Source organism: Telluria sp. AC161 (genome assembly GCF_979258535.1).
Genome location: NZ_OZ409861.1, coordinates 2,866,118 through 2,891,758 on the forward strand (window position 1 = coordinate 2,866,118; position 25,641 = coordinate 2,891,758).

The window sequence follows — 25,641 nt, forward strand, 5'->3', positions numbered from 1 at the left end:
AATCGGACCCACGATGTCCCACGATACCATCGCTATCAACCGCCAGATGAACAAGTTCGATGGCCATGCCAGCGTCTGGCTGTTTGGCTACGGCTCCCTGATCTTCAAACCCGATTTCCCGTTTCTTCAGCAGCGCGCGGCGTCCATCCGCGGCTGGACGCGCCGCTTCTGGCAAGGCTCGCACGATCACCGCGGCACCGAGACGGCGCCGGGGCGTGTGGTAACGCTGGTGCCGGATCCCGATGCGGTCTGCCACGGCATGGCGTTTCTCGTCACGCCCGAAGAATTCGCGCACCTCGACCATCGCGAAAAGAACGGCTACCTGCGCCTAGCGACGCAGATGCAATTTGACGACGGCAGCAGCGACGAAGGCATCGTGTATATCGCCACGCACGACAACGCGGCGTATTTGGGCCCGGCCGATGAACACGCCATCGCGCGCCAGATCGCCACGGCGCGTGGCCCGAGCGGCCCGAACAGCGACTACCTGCTGGGCCTGGCCCAATCGCTGCGCGCGCTGGGCAAACCCGATCCGCACGTGTTCGAAATCGAGCGGCATCTGGCGGCCATGGGGGTTACGCAGCAGTACGCGTAATTGAGTTCCCCTGCGGCGCGATGGCTGCAAGCGTGGCCAGCACGCGCGCAGCACGCTGTTCGAGCGAACCCGTCAGGATCGTATAGCCGATGCCGCGCCCATCCAGATCGTCCAGCACCAGTTGCTGGATCTGCGTGCGCCACGCCGCGTTTTCGCGCACGCCTGGCTCTTCTTCGTACGGGATGTCGTCGGCGCACACGAAATGGTGCAGGTAGCGCGTGCGGCATTCCAGTGCGTAGCGCAGCAAGGCCGGTGGCACCGGCTCGGTGACCTGGCCGAAGCGCAGGCCGAGCAGCAGCGTGGTCAGTGCATTGGTGTCGACGAAGACGTACTCGCCCCCCGCCCTGGCAACGGCGGCGTCTTCGGCAGCGCGGTGCCGCTCGGCGATGTCGACATAATCGGCGGCCACCAGCTGGCCCTGCTTTTCTTCCCAGATAAAACGGCCGATTTCGGGCACGAACTGCGCGCCCTGCTCGCGCGCCAGCATGCTGGCCAAAGTCGATTTCCCCGTCGACTCGGCGCCGACAAACACCACCAGCCGACTGCCCGCCTCTTGCTCACCCATGCCTGCATCCCGTAACGATCGATGCGACATCCTAGCCGAGCCGCCGTGACAACTCAACGGTTCAGTCGAGCGCGCGCTGGCGCGACTCGGTGTCCACGCACAGGATGGCGATCGCGCCCATGAGCAGGAAGCCGGAGAGCATGATCAGCGCCAGCGTGAAGTGCGTCGCCATCACCGGTGCAATGATCGCCGGCGCGAACAGGCCGCCGAAGCGGGCAACTGCCCCCGCCATGCCCATCCCGCTGGCGCGCAGGCGGGTCGGATAGACCTCGGGCGTGAACGCATACAGCGCGCCCCACGTACCCAGCAGCGCAAAGCTCATCAACAGCGTCGAACCGACGACCAGCACGGTCGAGCTGCCCAGGCTGTAACCAAGGCATCCGACACTGCTCAACAGCAGAAAACCGACCAGCGTCGGCTTGCGGCCCCAGCGTTCGACGCCGTACGCGGCCAGCGCGAAGCCGGGCAACTGGACCAGCGCCAGCACGATCAGGAACTCCTGGCCGCGCATGAAGCCGAAGCCTTCCGCGCTCAGCCGGATCGGCAGGTAGACGAACACGCCGTAGTAGGCAATCGAAATCAGGCCCCAGGCCACGAACAGCGCGATGCTGCGCCGGCGCAGTCCGCCCGAGAACAGCGATAGCAGTGTCGTTTTGACTTGCGGCTCGGGCAGCAACGGCGGCATCGTCAGCGTGCGGCCATTGGTCCTGGCCACGCGTTCCAGCACGGCGCGCGCCTCGTCCGGTTTGCCGCTGCGGTGCAGGTACATGGGCGACTCGGGGATATACCAGCGCAGCACGATGCCGATGAGCGCCGGGATCCCGGTGACCAAGAAGATCACGCGCCACGCATCGTCGCCCCAACCGACCGCCCACAGGGCCAGCACGGCCAGGGCAATCGTGCCGAGCGCCCAGAACGATTCGAGCAGCACCAGCCAGCGGCCGCGCCGGTCGCTGGGCAGGAATTCGGCCATCATCGTGTAGTCGACGGGCAGCGTTGCGCCCACGCCGATGCCCGTCATCAGGCGCAGCACGAGCAGCCACGTGAAATCGGGCGCGAACGCCGAGGCCACGCCGAAGCAGGCATCGATCACCACCGCCATCAGCAGCACGGGCCGGCGGCCGATGCGATCCGCCAGGCGCCCGAAGACGAACGCGCCGATCAGCATGCCGACAAAGAACACGGTCCCCGTCTGCAAGGCCTGCGGCATCGAGAGCCCGAAGGTCTTCGCGATCGATGGGGCAGAAAAGCCGATCGACAGCACCTGCATTGCATCGGCTAGCCAGACCAGGCCGAAGATCAGGAAGATCCGGTATTGGAACTTGCCGACCCCGGCGGCCTGCAAGCCCTGCTCCATCGTCACGGCGGCAACGCCGGCCTCGTTCGGGCCGTTGCCGGAAAGGCCGGCCTGCCCTGGTGTCACTGGTGTGGTCATGGATTCTTATCGAGGCGACTGGACGGCGCGCGGAGCGGCGCGCCTGTCAATGCCGCATCTTAGAATAAAACGAGCTCATCAGTGACGTTTTACCCATTGCCGGTGCGTGATCAGCCGCCGAAGTTCAGCGAGGCGCCGCCCGGCCCACCCGGTCCTGAACCGGCGCCAGGGCCGCGCCCGTTGCTAGGCCCGCCGCGCCGGTTCTGCTCGTCACGTGGTCCGCCCGGAGCGGCCCCACGCCCGCCGCCTTCGGGCACCACACGCATTAGCTGCTCGCCCAGCCGACCGGCGACCTGGCGGCGTTGCTGATCATCCAGCCCATCATTCACGTCGAGCCACAGCGCGCGCAGTTGCCGGTCCTCGGCGTTTGCCGTCGCGCTTTCGGCGTCGGTGGCTGCGTCCAGCTTGCGCAGGTCGGCGTCCTGGCTGGCCAGCAAGGTCCTGGCCCATTCCTGGAATGCCGCGCGGCGCCGGGCGCGATCGCGCAGGATCGTGCGCGACGCCGCTTCGGCCTTGCTCCACAGGGTTTGCTGGTTGGGACTCAGGCCAAGTGACTGTTTCAGGTCGCCCGCCATCGGCAGCAGGTCTTCGGCGCGCAGATCGGTCAGTGGTACCGCATGCGCCGTGCCCGCGCCGGCCATGGCCAGTGACAGCAGGCAGATGCGCAGCCAGCAAGGCAAGCGTAAGAACGTGTTTGGAAATGGCATACGATACCCATGGTCAGAAAGGACGATCACGAATATAAGCGCAAGGCAGATGGCTGTCGTGCTGCTTTACCGAAACTTAACCGGCGCGTCACCATCGTTTCAGCGCTGCGCCAAGTTGTTTCAGGCTTGGGGACAGTGCGCCCAGCACGTTGCCGATACGGGAAGTCTGCCCCGGCCCGAGCAAGCTGACGGCGGCCGCCAGTGCCTTGTCGTCGCGCGTGCCGAACATGCGCGTGCTTTCCACCCCGGTGCGTGTTGGGGGCGACGTGTCATCCGGTGCAGGCAGGATCGCGGCGAGATGCTGCGCCAGATCTTCTTCGCGCAACGCCAGTCCCAACGTATCGTTACGAGCGGGATCCTGTGCCACGATCACGTCCGGCGTGATCCCGCGCGCCTGGATTTCGTGGCCATTGGGCGTGAAGTAGCGCGCCACCGTGATCTTGACGGCACTGTCGCTGGTCAGCGAAAAGATGCTCTGGATCGAGCCCTTGCCGAACGTGCGTGAGCCAAGCACGGTGGCGCGGCGGTGGTCCTGCAATGCGCCGGCCAGCAATTCGGCGGACGACGCCGACGCGCCGTTGACCAGCACGACCAGCGGCACGGTTCGCGCCCATGTCGGCAGGTCGGCCAGTACGTCCGGCTCGTCTGGCCGCTGGTAGAACCGCGGATTGACCGTGACGGTGGCTTCGGCAGCGGCAGCGGCAGCGGCAGCGGCAGCGGCAGCGGCAGCGGCTTCGGCTTCGGCTTCGGCTTCGGCAGCAGGATCAGCAGCGGTGGCACGCCCGCGCGCCGAAAATAATGGCGTCCCCGCCGGCAGGAATGCCCCGGCCACGCCGACCGCGGCCGATACCAGGCCGCCCGGATCATTGCGCACGTCGAGCACAATGCCGCGCGGCGCCCCGCTTGCATCGAGCGTTTTCAAGGCCGCAACCAGGTCGTGCGCGGTGCGCCCTTCGAATGCCGACACCTGGATCCACGCGACGCCGTTTGGCATCGCACGTGTCGTGACGGTCTGCGCCAGCAACGCGGCCCGGTGCAGCCTGGCGGTACGAACGGCGCCGCTGCCGCCCCGCCGGTACCCGATGTCCAGCGCGCTGCCGGGCACGCCGCGCATGCGGCGCGCAATCTCAGGCAAGCGCATGCCAGAGAGCGTCGCACCGTCGATCGAGGCGATCGTATCGCCCGGCTCGATGCCGGCCAGGTACGCCGGTGAGCCTGCGGTGACCGCCGTTACCGCCATGTCCGCGGCGGCGAAGTCGACACTGATGCCGATGCCGGTGTACTCGCCAGCCTCGTCCTTGCGGACGGCATCGAGTTCGTCCTTGTCCAGAAAACCCGAGTGCGGGTCGAGCGAGGCGAGCATGCCGGCGATCGCCCCTTCGAGCAGCTTCTTGTCGTCCGGCGCTTCGACGTACCGGGTTTTTACCAGGGCATAGGCCGAGAGCAAGGCCTGGAATTCGGCAGCGGGAACCACGACCGGTTCGCCTGCCCGGCAAGTGCTTGCGGCGACAAGGGGAAAGAGAAGGCAAAGAATGGTGGCGTGAAGTCGTTTCATGCGTCGGTGTCCTTGATGATCGACCGATTCTCTGCTGACCAGGTGTTGTGTGCGGTTAAGCGCTTGTAAGCAGGTGTAAGCAGGCGCTGTGCAGATCTGCGTTCAGCGCTGGCGCATCAGCGGCATTCTCAGAACAGGTCCAGCTGCCCTGCCCCCTGAGCAGCGCCACGGCGTGTCGTCGCGGGCACGACCACCGGTCGCCGGAATTGCGAGCGATCGAGCCGCCCGAAGCGCCCGCGCAAGGATTTGAAGCCAAGGCGCTCGACTGCTTTTTCAAAGCGCTGACGGATCAGGTCGGCCCACACGCCGTCACCATGCATGCGCTGTGTAAAATCGGCATCGTAATCCTTGCCGCCTCGCATTTCGCGAATGCGGTTCATCACCCGCTGCGCGCGGTCCGGAAAATGCGCCTGCAGCCACTCCTGGAACAGCGGATTGACTTCGTGTGGCAGCCGCAACACCGTGTAGTGGGCGCCGACCGCGCCGGCGTCGCGCGCCGCTTCAAGGATGCGTTCGATCTCGGGCTCGGTCACGAACGGGATAATCGGCGCAACACTCACACTGACGGGAATGCCGGCATCGGTCAGCGTGCGGATCGTGCGCAGACGGCGCATTGGCGCGGCCGCGCGCGGCTCGAGCGTGCGCGAAATCTGCGCGTCGAGTGTCGTGAGCGTCACCGCCGCGCAGGCCAGGTTGTTGGCCGCCATCGGCGCGAGCAGGTCGATGTCGCGCTCGATCAGCGACGCCTTGGTGATCAGGCCAAGCGGGTGGCGGCATTCGGACAATACCTCCAATACCTGGCGCGTGATCTGACGCTCACGCTCACAAGGCTGGTAGGCGTCGGTGTTCACGCCAATGGCGATGTGTTCGGGGACGTAGCCGGGCTTGGCGAGTTCGCGCCGCAGCAGTTCGGGAGCATTCACCTTGGCGAAGAGCCGGGATTCAAAATCAAGGCCCGGCGACAGGCCGAGATAGCTGTGCGTGGGCCGCGCGAAGCAATAAATGCAGCCGTGCTCGCAACCCCGGTAGGGATTGAGCGACACGCTGAACGGAATATCGGGCGACGTGTTGCGCGACAGGATCGTCTTGGCGAACTCGTCGGTGACCACCGTCTTGAACGCAGCCGATTCACCGGTCGACCCGGCAGCCGATTCAGAATCGGCATCAGACCAGCCGTCGTCAAAGCGCTCGCGGCCGTTCACCTCATAGCGCCCCTGCAGGTTCGACACCGCACCACGCCCCTTGCGTGCAACGCGCGGCGGCACCAGCATGACGTGTTCTTCTATCCGCTCGCGGCGGATGGGCTCATCGGTGTCGATCATGGCCGCTGCTCCATACTGTATGTTTATACAGTATATTACGCCGCTGCCTCACCAAATTCAAGCCGCTAGTTGTGCGGACGGGCGAAGGTCGCCAGATAGTTCACGCTCGTATCGCTGCACCATGAGGCCCGATGCAACACCGGCAGGTAACGCATGCCGCGCAAGTCGACCCGCTGCAGCCCGGCCCCGGTGGCGGCAGCCAGCATCTCGGCGGGTTTGACGAAGCGGTGCCACTGGTGTGTACCGCGCGGCAGCACGCGCAACACGTACTCCGCTGCCACGATGGCCAACAGATAGCTCTTCCAGGTACGGTCGATCGTCGACGCCAGCAGCAGACCACCGGGCGCCACGCGCCGAGCCACCTCTTCGATAAAGGCGTCGGGGTCGGCCACATGCTCGGCCACTTCGAGCGCCAATACGACGTCGAAGCGTTCATCGGGCTGCAGGACAGTCTCCAGTTCGCCCAGGCGATATTCGACTACTGCGCCGCTGGCGTCGGCGTGGCGTTGCGCCGCCGCCAGGTTGCCGGGAGAGGCATCGATGCCAACCACCTGCGCGCCACGCAGCGCCAGCGGTTCGGACAGCAGCCCGCCGCCGCAGCCGACGTCGAGGATGCGCAGGCCCGCCAGCGACATATCGGCGCGACCGAAATGCGAGGCCATGCGCGCCAGCAGATAAGCCTGGCGCAGCGCATTCGTGACATGCAACGGCCGCATCGGTCCGTTCGGGTCCCACCATGTAGCGCCGAGTCGGTCGAAGCGGGCGATTTCGTCTGCAAGCGCGCTCATGTCCGGTCCCCTTTCGCAGCAGCGGTCACCAGCGCGGCCAACGCGCGGCCTGAGCGCCAGGCGCCTTCCACACCGCCGCCGGCAAGGGCATCGCCGCACACGCCAAGCCCCATTTCCGCGTCCCACCAGGCACCAGCGGCCTGCCCGTCACCGGGCGCCGCTGCCAGCGTTGCATACAGCCAGCGATGCACGGCCGCGAAGCGCCAGGCCAGGGCTCCACCGACACAATCGGCAAGCGCCGCCTGCAGCATCGCCTGCACCTGGTCGGGCGGCGTGTCCAGATGCGCGCCGGTCCAGTCGGGCGTTGCGTGCACCACCCACTGGGCCTGCCCCGCCAGCACTGTGCGCGCCGGCTTGGCATCGTTGCGCACCACCAGCGCCAACGGGCCGGATGCGGGCAGCGCCAGGTCCCAGTCACAGCCCGTTGCGGGCGCATCGGTTGTGCCCATCAAGACCCAGACGGGCAACATCGGCACGGCCTGCGCGCTCGCGGCCCAATCCGGGCGATGCACGCCCAGCAGCGCGGCCGCCTGTTGCGGCGGGATGGCCAACGCCACGGCATCGAAGCCATCGGCCAAGGTCACACCGGCACTCTCCAGAGACCACGTTGCGCCGCTGCGCCGCACGCCATCCACCGTGCACAGGGTATGCAACGGCAGGTCCTTCAACAACGCGCGGCACAGGGCCGGCATGTCGGGCGTGGCAACCCAGAACGCGCCGCCAGGCAGGGCTGCGGCATGCGCCAGCCGCGGCGTCCAGCGCGCCAGCAGACCGGCGCGCTGCCCCTGCTCGACGAAACCCAGGAAGTCGGCGCCCGTGGCAGCAAAGCACGGCGTCCCGTGATCCAGACCCAGCATGGCGTCGGCGCCAGCGACCGACGTTACACGCCTGGTCGACATGCGCCCGCCAACGCCGCGCGACTTGTCGAACACCTGCACCGCATGCCCGGCATCGGCCAGCGCGCGCGCACAGGCGGCCCCGGCAATGCCGGCTCCGACCACCGCCACCCGTAGGCTCGTACCACTCATCGCTTGCTGCCGCGGCCGCGCCACAGCGGCCTCATGGCCAGGAACAGGCGATAGGCCGGCTCCAGCAACGCCAATGCGAGCCTGGACCCCAGCAGGCGCCCAAGCCAGGCCCAGCGCGGCAGGGAACGCCACAGCAGGGTGAATGCCTCCGCACCGCTGGCCAGGGTGCCATCGGGACGGCGCATGTGCAGGCGCGCCATAGCGGCCTCGCGGTTCAGTCCCGGGCCAAGCGCCTCGGGTGTGCAGTGGGCGACGTCGACCCAGCACACCTGGTCGGCTCCGTCCTGACGCTGATAGAGGGCGATCTCGCGGGTGCATACCGGGCAGCCGCCGTCGTAGTACACCGTGGGGGAGGTTGAGGATTGTTCTTGCATGATTTGATCATACAGGAAACAGGTCAAAATGCGGTTCACCGTCACGGGTGTTTCGGTTTAATGCCCCGCTAAACGGTTCACGTCCTGTTCATTAGATCTGCTTGCATTGCATGCGCGTGATCCTGTGGCTCAAGCACGCACGTAGGCCGCCTGTTGTGCGACAAACCCGTCGAAGGCGTCGAGCAGCGGGCTGAAGCGCCCGGGCGCGCCTTCCAGCTGACCCAGCGCCTGCGCAGCCGCTTCCAGGCTCGACAGCTGATGCGGCGCGTGCGCCTTGCGGATGCGGTAGTTCGACGGCGCCACGTCCGTCAGGCCCAGCCGCGGCAGCCGTTGCAGCGCCGGGTTCAGGTACAGCATCTTGCGGCTCTTGCGCCAGGTGGCGTCGAGCAGCACCAGCCGCAGGGCCTCGGCAGGCAGTGCCGGCATCGGCGGCGGCATCGGCAAGCCCGCGTCGCCCGGCGTGGCCGGATACAGCAACACAGGCGTGCGCCCATCCGCATGCAGCAGGCTGTCGAGCACCCCGGCATCGAACGCTTCGCCGGTCGCCATCACGCTGCCGGTGACGCACAGGTGCAGCAAGCGCGCGCTGTTCTTGGCGTTGCCCACTTCCAGCGGATGCTGCAGAATCAGCAAGTGCGCCTGCGCCTGCACCGGTGTGATCCAGCGACAAATGCAGGCCGACTGCGCCCGCAAGCACCTCTCACAGACAGCGCGCTTCAAGCCAGCCACATCTGTCACGGTGCCGGCGTCCAGCCACCGCCCAGCGCCCGGTACAGATCGACATGCGCAGCCAGCAAACTCGTGCGCAGTTGCAGCGCGGCGAGATCGGCACTGAACGCCGTACGCTGCGCGTCGAGCTCTTCCAGATACGACGCGTAGCCGTTCGTGTAGCGGTTGTGGGCCACGCGCAGCACTTCGCCGGCCGCCGCGCGGCGCGCCTCGGCTTCCACCAGTTGCCGCTGCAAGCCATCGATCGACGCCAGGGCATTCTCGGTCTCGGCAAACGCGGTGCGCACCACGGATTCATAGCCATAGATGGCGCGGTCGCGCACCGTGCCGGCGATCTCGGCCTGGGCACGCAGGCGGCCCGCGTCGAACAAGGGCGCAAGCACGCTGCCGCCGATGCTCCACAATTCCGTCGGCGAGCGCAGCAATTGCGAGATACCGCCCGCCCCTGCCCCGAGCGATGCCGTCAGCCGGATCGACGGCAGCAGCGCATCGCGCGCGACCGCCAGGCTGGCATCGGCCGCCGCAACGGCCTGCTCGGCCTGGGCGATGTCGGGCCGGCGCCGCAGCAGTTCGGATGGCAGGCCGGCGCCCGGGGTCGGTTCACGCAGCGACAGCAGATCGGTACCGCGGACGATCGCGCCCGGGCTCGCGCCCAGCAGCAGATTCAATGCCTGCTCCTGCTGCGCTACCTGCCGCTCCAGCTGCGGCACGGTGCCGGCCGTCGCGTGCAATTCGGCCTCGGCCTGCGACATTTCCAGGCGCGAGCTGTAGCCCACCTCGAACTGGTGACGCGCCAAGTTGTACGAGCGCTCGCGCGAGGCCAGCGTGGCCTTGGCCAGCGCCAGCTGGGCGTCCAGGCCCAGCAAGTTCAGGTAGCCCGACGCCGTATTGGCCGCCACCGCCAGCGCCGCTGCTTCCAGCGCCGCCTCCTGCGACAGCGCTTCGAACCGCGCCGCCTCGACGGTGTTCGCTACACGGCCAAACAGGTCCAGCTCGTAGCTGGCCTGCACGGCGCCCACGAGCGACGTCGATTCGACCGGCGTGCCCTGCGGGCCGATGGCGCGCGCCCGGGTCGGCGCCAGCGACAGGTTCAGTGCCGGCAGACGCGCGCTGTCGGCCACGCGAATGCGCGCCTGGTATTCCTGCAGCCGCGCGCGGGCGACCTTGAGGTCGCCATTGTTCGCCTGCGCCTGTTGCACCAGGGTGTCCAGCGCCGGATCGCCGAATGCGCGCCACCAGTCGCGCTCGACGCTGGCATTCGCGCCGGGCAAGGTCGTGCGCCACGCCATCGGCACCGTCACCGAGGACGGCGGCGCCGGCTGCGGCGCCATTGCGCAGGCGGCCAACAGGAGTGGCGCCGCCAGAACCACCAAGCGCCGCTTCACCGCTGCCCCGCGTTCGCCGTGGTGGCAGCAGCCGTATCGATCGTCGTCACCACCGACATCCCGGGCCGCAGGCGGTTGGCCAGCGGCTGGTTCGGGTCGATGCTGATGCGCACCGGAATCCGCTGGGCGATCTTGACATAGTTACCGGTGGCGTTGTCCGGTGCGATCACCGAAAACTCCGAGCCGGTGGCCGGCGCGATGCGCTCGACGTGACCGCGCAGCTTGGCGCCGCCCAGTGCATCGACACTAAAACTGACCGGCTGGCCAACGGCCACGCCCGCCATCTGCGTTTCCTTCAGGTTGGCGATGATCCACATCTGGTTCGGCACCAGTGCAGTCAGCTGCGCACCCGCATTGACGAAGGCACCCTGGCGCACGGTCACCTGCCCCAACTGGCCGTCGCGCGGCGCGGTGATGTTGGTGTTGGCCAGGTCGATCTCGGCCAGCTTGACGGCCGCTTCGGCGCTGGCGACCGCCGCTTCAAGGGCAGCGCGGTTGACGCCGACCGACGCCAGGTTCTGGCGGGCGATCTCGACCGAGGCACGCGCCTGGTCGCGGCTGGCCGCTGACTGGGCGCGGGTAGCGCGCGCAGCGTCGAGTTCGCGCGCCGACAGCGAACCGTCGGCCGCCAGCTCTTCCACGCGGCGCAGGTCGGCGCTGCTGCGCCGGGCCTGGGCTTCGTTCGAGGCCAGCAGCGCCTGGTTCTGCGCGATGGTGGCGCGGGCACTGGCGTTCGTCTGCGCGAAGTTGGCCAGCGCCGCCTTGCGGTTGGCCAATTCGGCCCGTGCCTGCGCCAGGCGCTGGATCGGAATCCGGTCATCGATGCGCAGCAGCAGCTCGCCCTTCTTGACGGTCTGGAAATCCTGCACGCGGACCTCGGTCACGTAGCCGCTCAGTTGGGGACTGATGATCGTCACCTGGCCGCGTACCAGCGCGTTCTCGGTCGCCTGCAACGTGCTGCGAAACGGCGGCAGGTTCCAGGCGTACAGCACGATCAGGATGCCGGCGAGCGCGATGGCGGCAAAGGCCAGCGCACTGAGGATGATCTTGCGCGTCGGGCGCGCGGGGGTAGGAACAGGTTCTGACATATCAATCGGTCACAGTGATGGGTGCGGGAATGTTATTGACAGGTGCGGCGGGTGTGGGTGCAGCAGCCGGCGCGGTAGCCGGAGGGTTGTAATGCATCCAGACAGCGTGCAGGAAGATCCAGGTCGCGCTCACGGCGGCGATCAGGGCGATCATCAGGAACACGTCGTTGTAGGCCAGGATGTTGGCTTCGCGCGTGGCGCTGGCAGCCAGCGACGCCAGGCTCTGGCGCGTGCGCGCCGCCGGGTCGGCCAGCAATTGCCCGGCCGCCGCCGCGCCGGACTGGATGCGCCCGGCCACCAGCGGATCGAGCAAGCTCAAGCCCTCGACGATCGACGACGAGTGGAATTTCTCGCGCATGATCTGGAACGTGCCGACCAGCGCCGAGCCGATCAGGCCGCCCAGATTCTGGGTCAGGCCGAACAGCACCGAGAAACTGATCAGGGCGCCGGGATTGCCGATCACGGTGACGATCATCGAAATCAGCGACGGCCCGATGAACAGCGTGCCGCCAAATGCCAGCAGACTCTGGCTCAGGTACATCTGCTCGACGCGTGTCTGGTTATTGGCATGCGCATCCATCCAGGCGCCCAGCGCCATCAGCACCAGCGCAATCACCTGCGGCGCCATCAGGTGCTTCACGTTGACGGTCAGGGCCGACACCACGATGCCGGCGACCGTGGCCGCCAGCACGCACAGGAACAGCGACTGCATCTGGTTATTGTCCAGTCCCACGGCGCGCAGGAAACCCACTGCGCCCACGCTCTGCTCGGACAGCACGATGCGCACCAGCAGCAGCGACAGCGCCACGCGCAGGATGCTGCGGTTGGTCAGCCAGCGCAGATTCAGCAGCGGGTTGGCCCGGTTGTGCTCGACGCACATCGCGGCCGCGAGCAGGAAGATCGACACCGCCAGCGCCACGCCGATCCACGCCTGCTCGGTCCACCAGAAGATGCGCCCGAACGTGAGCACCATGCACAGCAGCGCCATGCCCGGCGCAAACAACGCGAACGTGACGAAGTCGGTGGGGCGGAACGCCTTGATCCGGTCGCCCGGTGGCAACTTGAGCAGCAGCACGGCGCCCAGCGACACCAGCGCCAGGCCCAGCTCGAACATGTACAGGCCGCGCCACTCCGCAATGCGCAGCAGGTCACCCGAGAAAATATAGGCCAGCGGCAGCGCCAGCTGAGCGGTGCCAAGCGAGATCGCGATGCCTTTCAGGCGCCACTCCTTCTTAAACCCCTGCAACGTGTAATACAGGCCAAGCGGACTGACGGCGGCGGCCAGCATGCCGTGGGCGGCGCGCACGGCGATGGCCGAGCCGAGATCGTTGACGAACAGGTGGGCCAGCGTGACCAGCGCGTACAGCACCAGGAAGCACTCGGTGAACAGGCGCAGGCCGAACTGTTGCCGGAATTTCACCAGCAGCAGGTTCATCGACGCATTGGCCATCACGTAGGCGGCTGGCAGCCAGGCCGTTTCGGTCTGGTAGGCGCCCAGCACGCCCTGCAGATTGATCAGGTTGACGGCGACCAGCGCGTTGCCCAGGCCGCCCGTGATCGTGACGAGGATGCCGACCGCCAGATAGGCCAATCGCAGCTTTGTCGTGTGCGCTGGCGTGGACGGAGAGCCGGGCAGCATCGGCTTTTCGTCGGGTGCCCATTCGCGTGGCGCGTACTTGCTCATCCTGCTGTTTCACCGTAATTGTCAGGCTCGCTATCTTACGCCTTTGCTCGACTTCACGTCGGATGACGCTTTCGCCACACCCGCAACATTTAATGCAAAAGTTGGCCAATCGGATATTGCCCTACGGATTTATTGGCCCTAGACTCAGATTGTGCCGTACGGAAATAGTTTCGTAAGGCAGCATTTCCAGAGTCAGCCATGTCGAACATCCACGCCATTCGCACCCTGATCTCCGCTTCGCTTGCCGCGCTGGCCATGCTGCCGTCACTCGGCTTCTCGCAGGCACTGCCGGCACCTAAGCCCGTCACCAGCATGCTCGACTACCGGATGAACGAGCGCGTCATCCAGGTGCCGGCCGGGCCAGATGACGTGCTGCTCGAAACCACCGTTTTTCAGCCCGATGGCGCCGGACCCTTCCCGCTGATCGTCATCAACCACGGCAAGGACCCGGGCCGCCCGAGCCTGCAGTCGCGCGACCGCTTCTATCATATGGCGTCCGTGTTCGTGAAGCGCGGCTACGCGGTGATGGTGCCGATGCGCCAGGGCTTTTCCAAGTCGGGCGGACGCTACCGCGATCGCGGCTGCGACATGACGGCCAATGGCTACACCCAGGCCGAAGACATCCGCGCCACCCTCGCCTATGCCCGCCAGCAACCGTGGATCGACGGCGGGCGCATGATCGTGGCCGGCCAGTCGTACGGCGGGCTGGCCGCCATCGCATTGGGCACCGAGGCGCTGCCGGGCGTGCGCGGCCTGATCAATTTTGCGGGCGGCTTGCGCGACGACAGCAACCGCTGCGCGTGGCGTTCGCAACTGGTGGCGGCCTTTGCCGACTACGGCGCCAAAGCAAAAGTCCCGAGCCTGTGGATGTACGGCCAGAACGATTCGCTGTTCGGCCCGGAGCTGGCCAGCCGCATGCACGCCGCCTATGCCGCGGCCGGTGGCCGTGGGCGCCTGGTTGAATTCCCCGCCTTCAAGCGCGACGCGCACGGCATGCTGGCCAGCCGCGACGGCGAAAAAGTCTGGCTGCAAGATACTGAACAGTTCCTGCGCGAGATCGGGATGCCGACCGCCGTCGTGGTCGACATCCCTGCCCCGCCCAGCCCGGCGCGCACCGATTACGCACGGGTCGACGATATCGCCGCCGTACCGTTCCTGTCCGAAACCGGCCGCCGCGCCTACCGCGATTACCTGACCAAGATGACGCCGCGCGCGTTTGCCGTGTCGAGCAGCGGCGGCTGGACCTGGGCCGAAGAAGGCGAAGATCCGGACGGACGCGCACTGGCGACCTGCTCGGCCAAGAGCAAGGAGCCGTGCCGGCTGTACTCGGTCGACGACTATGTGGTCTGGCATGACGAGCGCATCGACCGGGCCGAGAAAGCGGCAGCCACGGCGGCGCTGATGCCGGCGCCGAACCCGATGGCCGACTCCGATCCGACGACGTCGGTGGGCAGTACGACCGCGCGCTGATCGCAGGCTTGTCAAGCGGCCTGCGCAGTTCTTCCTGCATGAGTTCGCTTTACTGTGCGTCGGGTCGATCCAGCGCAAACCGCTGCTTGGTGATGCATCAGACAATGCGGCTGTCGCATTGTCCGGAGCATCTCCATGGTTCGTCTCGTCCACGCCTGCGCTGCCGCACTCCTCGTATTCGTCTTCGGCCTGCTGGCTGCCCCCGCCGCCACAGCCGCGAACAACGATCCTGTCGTGCTGGTACACGGCTTTCTGGGCTTCGGCCCCGACGAATTCCAGAAGAGCGGCTTCAACTACTGGGGCGGCTACGGCGACATCGCGGCGCACATGCAGGTCTACCGCGGCCCGCACACGGTCGTTGCCGCCGCCGTCAGCCCCATCGCGTCGAACTGGGACCGCGCCGCCGAGCTGTATGCCCAGATCAAGGGCGGCTGCGTCGACTACGGCAAGGCGCACGTTGCCGCACAGGGCGTGCCCGGTCAGGTGCAAAAGCCGCCCGGCAAATGCTGGGCGGCCGACCCACGCGACAATCCGCACGCGTATCCGCCGGCGCTGTACCCGCAATGGGGCCGTGACCATCCGATCCACATGATCGGCCACAGCCAGGGCGGCACAACCATCCGCGCCCTGATCCAGCTGCTGGAGCACGGCGCAATGACGGACGAAGGCGATGGCGCACTGTTCAAGGGCGGCAAGACGGGCTGGATCCGCAGCGCGACGAGCATCTCGGCGCCGCACAATGGCACCACGCTCAGTGACGCGGTCTTCAATATCCTGCCCAATGTGCCCATCGTGCTGCGCGACATCCTGCGCAACCGGGCTGCCAGCTGGGAGCTCGCGCCGGACGGCGCCCGCGAATTCAACCGGTGGGCGCTCACTTCGCCCAGCGTCTACTATTTTTCAGTTGCTACCCTCGCCACCGCCAGCGGCAGCTGGTGCTGCAACGGCACCGACCGCGCGATCGCACCGATCCAGACGACGGCGTTCCAGTACGCGCGCACCGACATGATGCCCTACTTCAAATCGTTCGCCGGCGAGTGGATCGTGCCCTCGCCCGCCCAGCGCGGCATGGGCAGCTACACCGTCAATGTGCCAAACCGGGTGCGCATCGACAGCGACTGGTTCCCGAGCGATGGCGTCGTCAACACGGTCAGCATGCGCGCACCTGGCGGGCATCCGGTGCGCGACTACAACGGCACGGCGCTGCGCGGAGCGTGGAACTTTCTCGGCAACTACCCGGGATACGACCACTTCGACATCCTGAACTGGCCCAATCAAGGGCCATCGGCTGATCCCCTGTACGACCGGATCAGCGACATTATCTTTGCGCTGTAGCTCAGGATGACAATACCTCCGCGGCTAGTTGTCCTGTGTAGGGTGGGCGGGTTTCCCGCCCACGCGTTCAACCTGCCATCGCAGACTGCTACGCGAGTCACGGTGAAAGCACCTCGTCAGGCCGGTGGATGCGCACGATCTGCAAGCCGTCGGGCTGGTCCACCAGCATGCACAGCTTGCCGGTGCGCTTGCAATGGTCCTGCACGCGCCAGTAGTCGCCGTGGCTCATGCAGCCGGTCTGGCAGATCACCAGATCGGCGGCCTGCAAGCTCGCTTCCAGGTCCGCCGCGACGCCAGCTGGCGTATGCCCCGGATGGCTCGCGCTGCCCTTCCGCACGGCAAGCTCACGGCGCTGCAGCGTGCGCATCAGGTCATGCACGCGCGCCTGCAGCGCAGCCACCTGGCGGCCCAGCGCGACGCGCCGGCCGAGACCCGGCAGCGCCGCATCAAGGGCGGCGCGGTCTTCGCGTTCCCAGGCAAGCGCCGTCGCAGCGCGGATCGTCGCGCCCCGCGCGCGGATCAGCTGCGCTTCCATGGCGGCGATGCGCGCGGCCTGCGCCTGCAGCAGCACACTGCAGCGCGCCTGCGCGTCTGCATGTGCCCGCAGCAACGTCACGTGTTCGCCAGCCAAGCCGTCGGCTTCCCGGTATGCAGCCATCTGCGCCTCCTGTTCCTGAACCAGGACCCATCTTAAATGAGAACAATTCTCATTTCAAGCGCGCGTCGACGCGGGGACAAATCGTGACATCGCGATTTGACAACACACTTTCACGTTACAATATGGCCCTGCTCACCTGTGCATTACCCCAAAGGCCCATGACCCAGGCATCCCCCGACCAACTCGACATTTCCAGCTGCGCCAGCGAACCGATCCGCACGCCCGGAAGTATCCAGCCACACGGCTTCATGCTGACGCTGTCGCCTGCACTCGACGTGTTGCAGGCGAGCGCGAACCTGCTCCCGCTGGCGGGTCTGGCACCGGAAGCAGCGCTTGGCCTGCCGGTGGCGGCCGTCATCGGCAAGGCCTGTGGCGAGCGCATGGCACGCGAACTGGCCAGCGACACACTCGGCCAGCGCCCGATGTATCTCGGTACCGTTACGCTCGACAATGGCCGCCATTTCGATGTGCTCGGCCACGTCTGGGATGGCCTGGTGATCGCCGAATTCGAAACCGTCGAGCGCGCCGAGCCGGCCGACTTTCGCCACCTGTACCCGCTCATTACCGACTTTCTCGCCAGGGTCGGCGAACACGCCTCCATCACCGCGCTGACCGATCTGGCCGCACGCCACGTGCGCTCGGTCACGGGCTACGGCCGCGTGATGGTGTACCGGTTCGACCCGAGCGGCCACGGCCGCGTGGTGGCCGAAGCCAAAGCACCCGACTACAAGTCATACCTGGGCCAGGCATTCCCGGCCAGTGACATCCCGTCGCAAGCGCGCGAGCTGTACACGCTTTCGCCGATCCGCGTGATCCAGGACGCCAATTACGAGGCCGAGGCACTCGTCCCGGCCGAGAATCCGGCCAGCGGCGCGCGCAACGACCTGTCGTTCGCCGCGCTGCGCAGCGTCTCGCCCGTGCACCTGCAGTACATGCGCAATATGGGCACACTGGCCTCGATGTCGGTCTCGCTGATCGTACGGGGCAAGCTGTGGGGCCTGATCGCATGCCACAACGCCACGCCGTGCCCGGTGTCCGTTGAAAAACGCACGGCCTGCGAGCAGCTGGGCCAGATCCTGGCCCTGTGCATCGAAAGCCGCGAAGACAGCGCCGAGCTGCAGTTCCGGCTCGACGTGCGCCGCATCATGGTCGAGGTGCTCGGTCGTCTCACCAAAGGCACCGACTTCGTCGACAACCTGAGCGGCGTGTTCGGCGAGCTGCTGCGCTTTGCGCGTGCCGGTGGCGTGGCCGTCGTCGTCGACGACCGCATCCTGACCTACGGCGACACGCCCGATGAAGCAGCCATCCGCGACCTGTCGACGTGGCTCGCCGTGCATGGCCACACCGAAGTCTTTCATACCGACGAACTGGCCGCCGTGTACCCGCCGGCCAAGGCATTCATCCAGAATGCCAGCGGTTTGCTGGCGCTGCCGATCTCGCGCATCCACCAGCATTACCTGCTGTGGTTCCGGCCCGAGCTGGTGCAGACCGTCGAATGGGCCGGCAATCCGCACGAGAAGGAAGCCAGCGCCGGCACGCCAGGACAACTGACGCCGCGCCAGAGCTTTGCCACCTGGCGCGAAACCATCCACGGCCACAGCCTGCCGTGGCACGCCGCCGAAATCGAGATGACCACCGAGTTCCGCACGGCGCTGCTGGGCATCGCGCTCGAGCGCGCCGAGCAGATGGCCGAACTGGCTGAAGAACTGGGCCGCGCCAACAAGGAACTCGAAGCGTTTTCGTATTCGGTCTCGCACGACCTGCGCGCGCCGCTGCGCCACATCGCCGGCTTTTCCGACCTGCTGCTCGAATCGGCCGGCAGCGAAGACGTGGCGCTGCGCCAGCGCTTTTTAAAGAACATCAAGGAATCGGCGCGCCTGGCCGGCAAGCTGGTCGACGATCTGCTGTCGTTCTCGCAGATGGGCCGCGCCGCGCTGCGCCCCACCAGCATCGACATGACCGACCTGGTGTCGGGTTGCATCGACAAGCTGGGCCTCGAGATCGGCCAGCGTCGCGTCGACTGGCACATCGACCGCCTGCCGGTCGTGCAGGGCGACCCGAGCTTCCTGCACCTGGCGATGTTCAACCTGCTGTCCAATGCCGTCAAGTTCACCAACGGGCGCGACCCGGCCGTGATCCGGATCTGGGCCGAGGATGCCGGCGACGACATCGCGTTCCATGTGGCGGACAACGGCGCCGGCTTCAACCGCGACTACGTGCACAAGCTGTTCGGCGTGTTCCAGCGCCTGCACCGGATGGAAGATTTCCAGGGCACCGGTATCGGCCTGGCCAATGTGCGCCGTATTATCGAACGCCACAACGGCCGCGTCTGGGCCGACTCGATCCTGGGTGAAGGTGCAACGTTCTCCTTCACCCTCCCCAAACAAGCCATCACAGAACAAGGCACCCATGCTTAAGCCCATCCTCCTGGTAGAAGACAATCCCCACGACCTGGAGCTCACCCTCATCGCCCTGTCGAAGAGCCAGTTGGCCAACGAAGTCGTGGTCGCGCGCGACGGCGCCGAGGCGCTCGACTATCTGCACCGGCGCGGCGAATTCGACGGTCGCCAGCTCGGCAATCCGGCCGTGATCCTGCTCGACCTGAAATTGCCGAAGGTCGATGGACTCGAAGTGCTCAAGGAAATCCGCACCACGGCCGAGCTACGGTCGGTGCCGGTGGTGATGCTGACGTCGTCCAAGGAAGAACAGGACGTGATCCGCAGCTACGAGCTGGGTGTGAATGCGTATGTGGTCAAGCCGGTCGATTTTAATGAATTCGTGCGCGCGATTGCCGACCTGGGGATCTTCTGGGCGGTGCTCAACGAGCCGCCGCCAGGCTCGCACCGTTACATCAAGCCGAAGTGACTGGCCGTTTGCGGCTTGCCTGAGGCGCGCCGCGAGCGACGTAGCAAATGACGGATGCGCGCACTGAGCGCGTCCGGATGGTAAGGTTTCTGCAGCAGGTGGACTGACGCGTCCAGCTTGCCTTCGTGGGTCAGCACGCCTTCGGCGTAGCCTGACGTGTACAACACTTCGCACTCCGGCAGATGACGGCGCACGATCTCGCCCAGTTGCAGGCTCGACAGCGGTCCCGGCATGATCACGTCGGTAAACACCAGGTCGATATGCCGGCCTTCTTCCACCAGCGCCGCCGCGCTGGCCGCATCGCGCGCTTCCAAGACGTCGTAGCCCAGCGCCGACAGGATGCCGCAGGTCGATGAGCGCACGTCGTCTTCGTCCTCGACCACCAGAATGGTTTCCAGGCCGCCCGTCAGCGACGGGTGCACGGCTGTCTCTGCTTGCTCGGCCGGGATCGCGGTACTACGTGGCAGATAGATGCGCACGCTGCTGCCCTTGCCCGGCTCGCTGCGCAGCACGATTTCGCCGCCCGACTGCTTGACGAAACCATACGCCATCGACAGCCCCAGACCCGTGCCCTGGCCCGTCGGCTTGGTGGTGAAGAACGGTTCGAACGCCCGGCGCAGCACGTCGGGCGGCATGCCCTTGCCCGTATCGGCGATCTCGAGCATCACGTAATCGTTGTGCGGCACGTCGGGCGGCAAATCGTCGTCGGCGGCAGCATTGACGGCGCGGATGGTCAGCGTGCCGCCATCGGGCATTGCGTCGCGCGCATTGATGACCAGGTTCAGCAGCACGTTGTTGAGCTGGTTGGGATCGACCATGGTGCTGCCCAGCTCGGGTGCGACCTCGGTTTCGACCCGGGTGCCGGCGCCAAGAACACGGCGCGCCATGTCGTCGAGCTCACGCACCAGATGGGTGGGATCGATGACGACTGACTGCAGCGGCTGGCGCCGTGCAAAGGCCAGCAGGTGCGCGGCCAGCTTGGCGCCGCGCTCGACGCCCGACAGCGCCATCTCGACGCGCGTGCGCGCGGCGTCATTCAGGTTGCCAACCATCTTCAGCAATTGCAGATTGCCGCCGATGATTTGCAGGACGTTGTTGAAATCGTGGGCCACGCCGCCGGTGAGCTGGCCGATCGCTTCCATTTTTTGCGCCTGGTGCAGCGCCAGCTGGCTCGCCGCCAGTTGCTCCTGGCTCAAGCGCAGCGATGCGAAGGCTTCGTCGCGCTCGCGCCGCGCAACGCAGGCGCCGCTGTGATACCGCACACGCGCCACGAGCTCGCGCGGATCGGGCCACTTGACCATGTAGTCGTTGGCGCCGATGGCAAAGGCCTTGGCCTTGGTATCGGGGTCGTCTTCGGAAGAGAGCAGGATGACCGGCACGTCATGCGTGTCCGGATGCGCGCGCAGCATGGCAATCACATCAAAGCCATCCAGACCGCCAGGCATGCGCAAATCGACGATCACCACCGTCGCGGCGACATCGCGCGCAACCTCGACGGCACGCGCCGGGCTGGACTCATATCGGAGCTGATGACCAACACAGCTTTTGAGGCCATGGGCGATGATGTCCTGAGCAAACGACTCATCGTCGATCAACAGCACGGAACAAACGGTGGAGTTGTCTTCGATCATTACAAACTGCGTCGCTTTCAGGGCTGGAGGGGTAACGTGCTGCGCGAGAATTCGGGGTTAATTCTACACTAATACCATTTAACAAGGGTTCGTCCCGCTTGGTATCATTCTGGCAAACACGGGTCAAGACTTGTGCGGTAAAAAATCGCCCTGCATATAGCGCGCATGCCACATCACCAAGCCACGACCACGCCCGATGATCCCTGCCCGTTGTGCGGACGGCCGCTGGGAACGGAGCACGTCGACCGCCATCACCTGATCCCGAAGACGTTCAAGGGGCGCGACCAGTACCCGATCCACAAGATTTGCCACCGCAAGATCCACTCGGCATTCACCGAGCGCGAACTGCTGCAGACCTATCACACGTGGGAATCGCTGCGCGGGCATGCGGATATCGCGGCGTTCATCGCGTGGGTAGCGAAGAAGCCGGCGGGGTTTTATACGCGCACGTACACCGCGAACAAGAAGAAGGGGCGCTGACGGAATAACCGGCGCCGGAAATGCAAAAAGGGCCGCATTCGCATGCGGCCCTTCTCTTGTTCTGGCTCCCCGACCTGGACTCGAACCAGGGACCTGCGGATTAACAGTCCGTCGCTCTACCAACTGAGCTATCAGGGAATTGAGGCAATATTATAGCCGGGCATTTGCGGTTTGACCAGAGCCGTGTGTGAATCGGCTGGCCAGCCACTGCCAAAGGGCGCTTTTGCTATAGTCGCAGCTTCCCACCACCTCCTTGATCCCCGAACGACCATGACCATTTCACGCACCCTCGGCACCCCACTCTCCCCTTCCGCAACCCGCGTCATGCTGCTCGGCTCGGGCGAACTGGGCAAGGAAGTGATCATCTCGCTGCAACGACTGGGCGTCGAAGTGATCGCGGTCGACCGCTACCCGAACGCCCCGGGCCACCAGGTCGCGCACCGCGCGCACGTGATCGACATGACCGATGGCGCGGCGCTCGAAGCGCTGATCGCGCAGGAGCGCCCTCACCTCGTGGTGCCGGAAATCGAAGCGATCGCCACCGACAAGCTGGCCGAACTGGAAGCGGCCGGCGTCATCACCTGCATCCCGACCGCACGCGCGGCGCAACTGACGATGAACCGCGAAGGCATCCGCCGCCTGGCTGCCGAAGAACTGGGCCTGGCCACGTCGCCCTACCAGTTTGCCAGCAGCCTGGACGAGCTGCAGGCTGCCTGCGCTGCCGTGGGCTTTCCGTGCGTGGTCAAGCCGGTGATGTCGTCATCGGGCAAGGGCCAGTCGAAGCTCGATAGCGCGGATGATGTGGCCGCTGCCTGGGCTTACGCTGCCAGCGGCGGGCGTGTCGACGCCGGGCGCGTGATTGCCGAAGGCTTCATCGACTTCGATTACGAGATCACGCTGCTGACGGTGCGCTCGCTGGGCGCAGATGGCCAGGTCGTAACGAGCTTCTGCGATCCGATCGGGCACAAGCAGGTCCAGGGCGACTACGTCGAATCGTGGCAGCCGCATCCGATGCAGCCGCTGGCACTGGAGCGCTCGCGCGAGATCGCCGCCAAGGTCACCGGCAATCTGGGCGGACTGGGCGTGTTCGGCGTCGAGTTGTTCGTCAAGGGCGACATGGTGTGGTTCTCGGAAGTGAGCCCGCGCCCGCACGACACGGGCATGGTGACGATGGCCAGCCAGGTGCAGAGCGAGTTCGAACTGCATGCGAAGGCAATTCTCGGCTTGCCAGTAAACGTGGCCCTGCACGCGCCAGGCGCGTCGGCCGTGATCTACGGCCAGCTCGATGAAACGGGGATTGCGTTCGAGGGCGTGGCAGAGGCGCTGCAAGTGCCGGGCGCCGATGTGCGCCTGTTTGGCAAGCCAGAGTCGTTTGCACGGCGGCGCATGGGCGTGGCATTGGCCACGGCGGACGATATCACCACGGCGCGTGAACGTGCGTTGGCGGCAGCGGCGAAGGTTAAGCCGGTATCAGGCAAGTAAGCATCTACAGGCCCCAATACAAAAAGGGCCGCATTTGCATGCGGCCCTTCGTATTCTGGCTCCCCGACCTGGACTCGAACCAGGGACCTGCGGATTAACAGTCCGTCGCTCTACCAACTGAGCTATCAGGGAATTGAGGCCGCATTATACCTGCTGGTGTCGATTTCGCAAAATTTTCGAAAAGAAAAATCTAGCGAGGGATTCGCGCCAGCAAGCGTTTGAGCGTATCGATCACCAGTTCCGGCTCGGACAACTGCGGAAAATGCGCACTGCGCTCGGCCACGACCCGCTCACCCAACGGCGACAGGGCTGCCAGCGCCAGCTGCGAACGTTCGCGTTCACGCACCAGCGCCGTCGGCACCAGCCAGCGCGGCAAGCGTTTCGTCCCCGACAGCACCGTCACCGGCACGGGCGGAAATGCCGGCGCCTCGAGGATATCCCTGACGGTCTCGCGCTCGTTGCGCAGCTCGTCGAACGCATCGCGCGGCGACACGCGGTCGAGCAGCTTAACGAAGCCCCGCTGCAGCGCCGACTGGTATTGCTTGAGATTGTCAACGTCCTGCGGCGCCGTCGCCTCGATGAACAGCACGCCCGCCACCTCGTCGGCAAACTCGCGCGCGAACAGGTTGGCGTGCAGGCCGCCAAACGAATGCGCCACCAGCACGAACGGCGGCGGCACCTTGGCGAACTGCAGCAACAGACGCAGCTGCGCGACGACGGTCTCGCCGTACTGCGCTTCGGTCGGCTTCGGACTGCCGCCCGTACCGGGCCGGTCGTAGCTGAACACGGTACCCAGTGCCTCGATCTCGGGATACAGCTTGAACCAACCGTCGAGCGGGCCGCCGGCGCCGCCGATCAGCACGATCGAGGGGCTCCCCTGCCCAGCTCGTGCGAAGCGGAACATCTGTCCTTCGATCAGGGTGGCGTGGCTCTTGAGTGGTTGCTTCACGCGAACTCTCCAAAAAGACGACGTAACGCCGCATAACGAAAAAGGCCGCATCCTTCGATGCGGCCTTCTTGTATTCTGGCTCCCCGACCTGGACTCGAACCAGGGACCTGCGGATTAACAGTCCGTCGCTCTACCAACTGAGCTATCAGGGAATTGAAGCTGGCATTATATGGTTCATGAAACGTTTCTGTCAAATCAGAACAGGCGTTTCGTTTTCCATCTGCTGCTGCTCTCTTGCGCGCTTGCAGCGATCAAGAGAGCCAGGATTTTAGAGAACTTTGGCGATGGCGTCAACGACGCAATCGATGTTCGTCGAATTCAGTGCCGCCACGCAGATGCGGCCCGTGTCCACGGCGTAGATCGATTCGTCGCGCAGCTTGCCCACTTGCTCCTTGCTCAGGCCCGAGTACGAGAACATGCCGACCTGCTCGCGCACGAATTCGAAGTCGTGGCCCGGCGCCTTGGCCTTGAGCTTTTCGACCATCGCGCCGCGCATCTCGCGAATGCGCACGCGCATGCCGGCCAGTTCTTCTTCCCACAGCTTGCGCAGCTCAGGCGTTGCCAGCACAGTGGCGACAACCTTGCCGCCATGGGTTGGCGGGTTCGAGTAGTTGGTGCGCACGACGCGCTTGAGTTGCGACAGCACGCGCGTGGCTTCTTCGCTCGTGGTGGCCACGATCGACAGCGCGCCGACGCGCTCGCCGTAGAGCGAGAACGATTTGGAGAACGAGTTCGACACCAGCATCGCCATGCCGGTGGCGGCGAAGCGACGCACGACGGCGCCGTCTTCATCGATGCCGTTGGCAAAGCCCTGATAGGCCATGTCGAGGAATGGCACGAGATTGCCTTCCTGGACGGCAGCAATCACCTGATCCCACTGGTCTTGCGTCAGGTCGGCGCCGGTCGGGTTGTGGCAGCACGCGTGCAGGACGACGATGGAACCTGCCGGCATCGCCTTCAGGGCGGCCAGCATGCCGTCGAAATTCACGCCGCGGGTGGCCGCGTCGTAATAGGCGTAGTTATGGACGGTGAAACCGGCGCTCTCGAACAGCGCGCGGTGGTTTTCCCAGCTCGGGTCGCTGATGTACACGTCGGACGCTGGCAGGAAGCGCTTGAGGAAGTCGGCGCCGATCTTGAGTGCGCCGGTGCCGCCGATGGCTTGCACGGTCAGCGCGCGTTTCTCTTGAATTACCGGGCTGTCGGCACCAAATACCAGCTCTTGCACCGCTTTGTCGTACGCTGCCAGACCTTCGATCGGCAGGTAGGTCCGCGGCGTTGGCTGCTCCATCAGTTTCGCTTCCGCTTTCTGCACGCACTCGAGCAGCGGCACTTTGCCCTTGTCGTCATAATAGACACCCACGCCGAGGTTGATTTTCGCGGTGTTCGTGTCGGCGTTGAAGGCTTCGGTGATGCCCAGGATCGGGTCGCGTGGGGCCATTTCAATGGCACTGAACAGGCTGGCGGAGGCAGTGGAAGTCATCTGATAAACTCGGTTTTGTTGGCTGGATTGACAGCG

The 25,641-nt window shown here is 65.8% G+C and carries 23 protein-coding genes and 3 tRNA genes; 7 read left to right on the forward strand and 19 right to left on the reverse strand.

Annotated elements, in window-relative coordinates:
- Nucleotides 1-13 precede the first annotated feature (13 nt).
- Nucleotides 14-595: a gamma-glutamylcyclotransferase gene (locus tag ACZ0AJ_RS12860; RefSeq protein WP_183555387.1), complete on the forward strand. Its 582-nt coding sequence runs from the start codon at nucleotides 14-16 to the stop codon at nucleotides 593-595.
- Here the strand turns inward: ACZ0AJ_RS12860 and ACZ0AJ_RS12865 are convergent.
- From ACZ0AJ_RS12865 to ACZ0AJ_RS12920, 12 genes are all read right to left on the reverse strand, one after another.
- Entirely contained in the window at nucleotides 576-1,160 is a 585-nt protein-coding gene (locus ACZ0AJ_RS12865; protein WP_499454901.1) for an AAA family ATPase, read from the reverse strand. The two genes, ACZ0AJ_RS12860 and ACZ0AJ_RS12865, sit on opposite strands and share 20 nt — an antisense overlap.
- 61 nt (nucleotides 1,161-1,221) lie before the next feature.
- Nucleotides 1,222-2,517, reverse strand: a complete 1,296-nt coding sequence (locus tag ACZ0AJ_RS12870; RefSeq protein WP_499456783.1) for an MFS transporter — start codon at nucleotides 2,515-2,517, stop codon at nucleotides 1,222-1,224.
- A gap of 188 nt (nucleotides 2,518-2,705) precedes the next feature.
- On the reverse strand, nucleotides 2,706-3,302 hold the full coding sequence (locus tag ACZ0AJ_RS12875; RefSeq protein ID WP_499454902.1) for a hypothetical protein: 597 nt from the start codon (nucleotides 3,300-3,302) through the stop codon (nucleotides 2,706-2,708).
- A gap of 88 nt (nucleotides 3,303-3,390) precedes the next feature.
- Nucleotides 3,391-4,776 (reverse strand): S41 family peptidase, encoded by a 1,386-nt coding sequence (locus tag ACZ0AJ_RS12880; protein ID WP_499454903.1) that lies wholly within the window; start codon nucleotides 4,774-4,776, stop codon nucleotides 3,391-3,393.
- 209 nt (nucleotides 4,777-4,985) lie between these two features.
- The gene (locus tag ACZ0AJ_RS12885; RefSeq protein ID WP_499454904.1) at nucleotides 4,986-6,179 is read right to left on the reverse strand and encodes a PA0069 family radical SAM protein; all 1,194 of its coding nucleotides are present in this window, start codon (nucleotides 6,177-6,179) and stop codon (nucleotides 4,986-4,988) included.
- A 65-nt stretch (nucleotides 6,180-6,244) separates the two neighbouring features.
- Nucleotides 6,245-6,967 carry a bifunctional 2-polyprenyl-6-hydroxyphenol methylase/3-demethylubiquinol 3-O-methyltransferase UbiG gene (gene ubiG / locus ACZ0AJ_RS12890; RefSeq protein WP_499454905.1) on the reverse strand — a complete coding sequence of 241 codons (723 nt, stop codon included), beginning with the start codon at nucleotides 6,965-6,967 and terminating at the stop codon, nucleotides 6,245-6,247.
- Nucleotides 6,964-7,995 (reverse strand): NAD(P)/FAD-dependent oxidoreductase, encoded by a 1,032-nt coding sequence (locus ACZ0AJ_RS12895; protein WP_499454906.1) that lies wholly within the window; start codon nucleotides 7,993-7,995, stop codon nucleotides 6,964-6,966. The genes ubiG and ACZ0AJ_RS12895 overlap by 4 nt, the downstream gene beginning before the upstream one ends.
- Nucleotides 7,992-8,414, reverse strand: coding sequence for a thiol-disulfide oxidoreductase DCC family protein (locus ACZ0AJ_RS12900; protein ID WP_499454907.1), 423 nt, complete (start codon nucleotides 8,412-8,414; stop codon nucleotides 7,992-7,994). The genes ACZ0AJ_RS12895 and ACZ0AJ_RS12900 overlap by 4 nt, the downstream gene beginning before the upstream one ends.
- 84 nt (nucleotides 8,415-8,498) lie before the next feature.
- The gene (locus ACZ0AJ_RS12905) at nucleotides 8,499-9,122 is read right to left on the reverse strand and encodes a tRNA-uridine aminocarboxypropyltransferase (RefSeq protein ID WP_499456784.1); all 624 of its coding nucleotides are present in this window, start codon (nucleotides 9,120-9,122) and stop codon (nucleotides 8,499-8,501) included.
- Complete coding sequence (locus tag ACZ0AJ_RS12910) at nucleotides 9,104-10,483, reverse strand: efflux transporter outer membrane subunit (protein WP_499455032.1); 1,380 nt, start codon at nucleotides 10,481-10,483, stop codon at nucleotides 9,104-9,106. The genes ACZ0AJ_RS12905 and ACZ0AJ_RS12910 overlap by 19 nt, the downstream gene beginning before the upstream one ends.
- Entirely contained in the window at nucleotides 10,480-11,571 is a 1,092-nt protein-coding gene (locus tag ACZ0AJ_RS12915) for an HlyD family secretion protein (protein WP_499455033.1), read from the reverse strand. The genes ACZ0AJ_RS12910 and ACZ0AJ_RS12915 overlap by 4 nt, the downstream gene beginning before the upstream one ends.
- A 1-nt stretch (nucleotide 11,572) precedes the next feature.
- On the reverse strand, nucleotides 11,573-13,255 hold the full coding sequence (locus ACZ0AJ_RS12920) for an MFS transporter (protein ID WP_499454909.1): 1,683 nt from the start codon (nucleotides 13,253-13,255) through the stop codon (nucleotides 11,573-11,575).
- Nucleotides 13,256-13,453: 198 nt separating this feature from the next.
- On the opposite strand from ACZ0AJ_RS12920, the gene ACZ0AJ_RS12925 reads away from it, so the two are divergent.
- Nucleotides 13,454-14,725 carry a dienelactone hydrolase family protein gene (locus ACZ0AJ_RS12925; RefSeq protein WP_499454911.1) on the forward strand — a complete coding sequence of 424 codons (1,272 nt, stop codon included), beginning with the start codon at nucleotides 13,454-13,456 and terminating at the stop codon, nucleotides 14,723-14,725.
- 135 nt (nucleotides 14,726-14,860) lie between these two features.
- Nucleotides 14,861-16,060 carry an esterase/lipase family protein gene (locus ACZ0AJ_RS12930; protein ID WP_499454912.1) on the forward strand — a complete coding sequence of 400 codons (1,200 nt, stop codon included), beginning with the start codon at nucleotides 14,861-14,863 and terminating at the stop codon, nucleotides 16,058-16,060.
- 97 nt (nucleotides 16,061-16,157) lie between these two features.
- Here ACZ0AJ_RS12930 and ACZ0AJ_RS12935 read toward each other — a convergent pair whose 3' ends face one another.
- Complete coding sequence (locus tag ACZ0AJ_RS12935; protein WP_499454913.1) at nucleotides 16,158-16,718, reverse strand: DUF2325 domain-containing protein; 561 nt, start codon at nucleotides 16,716-16,718, stop codon at nucleotides 16,158-16,160.
- A gap of 158 nt (nucleotides 16,719-16,876) precedes the next feature.
- Between ACZ0AJ_RS12935 and ACZ0AJ_RS12940 the strand changes: the two genes are divergently transcribed.
- Both ACZ0AJ_RS12940 and ACZ0AJ_RS12945 read left to right on the forward strand, forming a co-directional pair.
- Nucleotides 16,877-19,135, forward strand: a complete 2,259-nt coding sequence (locus ACZ0AJ_RS12940; protein WP_499454915.1) for an ATP-binding protein — start codon at nucleotides 16,877-16,879, stop codon at nucleotides 19,133-19,135.
- A complete protein-coding gene (locus ACZ0AJ_RS12945) occupies nucleotides 19,128-19,583 on the forward strand; it encodes a response regulator (RefSeq protein ID WP_258835020.1) in 456 nt (151 codons plus the stop codon). The genes ACZ0AJ_RS12940 and ACZ0AJ_RS12945 overlap by 8 nt, the downstream gene beginning before the upstream one ends.
- Here the strand turns inward: ACZ0AJ_RS12945 and ACZ0AJ_RS12950 are convergent.
- Complete coding sequence (locus ACZ0AJ_RS12950; protein WP_499454917.1) at nucleotides 19,565-21,214, reverse strand: response regulator; 1,650 nt, start codon at nucleotides 21,212-21,214, stop codon at nucleotides 19,565-19,567. The genes ACZ0AJ_RS12945 and ACZ0AJ_RS12950 overlap by 19 nt on opposite strands.
- A 165-nt stretch (nucleotides 21,215-21,379) precedes the next feature.
- Between ACZ0AJ_RS12950 and ACZ0AJ_RS12955 the strand changes: the two genes are divergently transcribed.
- The gene (locus ACZ0AJ_RS12955) at nucleotides 21,380-21,694 is read left to right on the forward strand and encodes an HNH endonuclease signature motif containing protein (protein ID WP_332530953.1); all 315 of its coding nucleotides are present in this window, start codon (nucleotides 21,380-21,382) and stop codon (nucleotides 21,692-21,694) included.
- A gap of 62 nt (nucleotides 21,695-21,756) precedes the next feature.
- Here the strand turns inward: ACZ0AJ_RS12955 and ACZ0AJ_RS12960 are convergent.
- Nucleotides 21,757-21,832, reverse strand: a tRNA-Asn gene (locus ACZ0AJ_RS12960).
- Nucleotides 21,833-21,964: 132 nt separating this feature from the next.
- Between ACZ0AJ_RS12960 and purT the strand changes: the two genes are divergently transcribed.
- The gene (gene purT, locus ACZ0AJ_RS12965; RefSeq protein ID WP_499454919.1) at nucleotides 21,965-23,176 is read left to right on the forward strand and encodes a formate-dependent phosphoribosylglycinamide formyltransferase; all 1,212 of its coding nucleotides are present in this window, start codon (nucleotides 21,965-21,967) and stop codon (nucleotides 23,174-23,176) included.
- 56 nt (nucleotides 23,177-23,232) lie between these two features.
- On the opposite strand, the gene ACZ0AJ_RS12970 is transcribed toward purT, so the two are convergent.
- From ACZ0AJ_RS12970 to ACZ0AJ_RS12985, 4 genes are all read right to left on the reverse strand, one after another.
- A tRNA-Asn gene (locus ACZ0AJ_RS12970) sits at nucleotides 23,233-23,308 on the reverse strand.
- 58 nt (nucleotides 23,309-23,366) lie between these two features.
- Nucleotides 23,367-24,125, reverse strand: a complete 759-nt coding sequence (locus ACZ0AJ_RS12975; protein ID WP_499454920.1) for an alpha/beta fold hydrolase — start codon at nucleotides 24,123-24,125, stop codon at nucleotides 23,367-23,369.
- A gap of 76 nt (nucleotides 24,126-24,201) precedes the next feature.
- Nucleotides 24,202-24,277 (reverse strand) — tRNA-Asn (locus ACZ0AJ_RS12980).
- A 116-nt stretch (nucleotides 24,278-24,393) separates the two neighbouring features.
- The gene (locus ACZ0AJ_RS12985) at nucleotides 24,394-25,605 is read right to left on the reverse strand and encodes an amino acid aminotransferase (protein WP_499454922.1); all 1,212 of its coding nucleotides are present in this window, start codon (nucleotides 25,603-25,605) and stop codon (nucleotides 24,394-24,396) included.
- Between the last annotated feature and the right edge of the window lie 36 nt (nucleotides 25,606-25,641).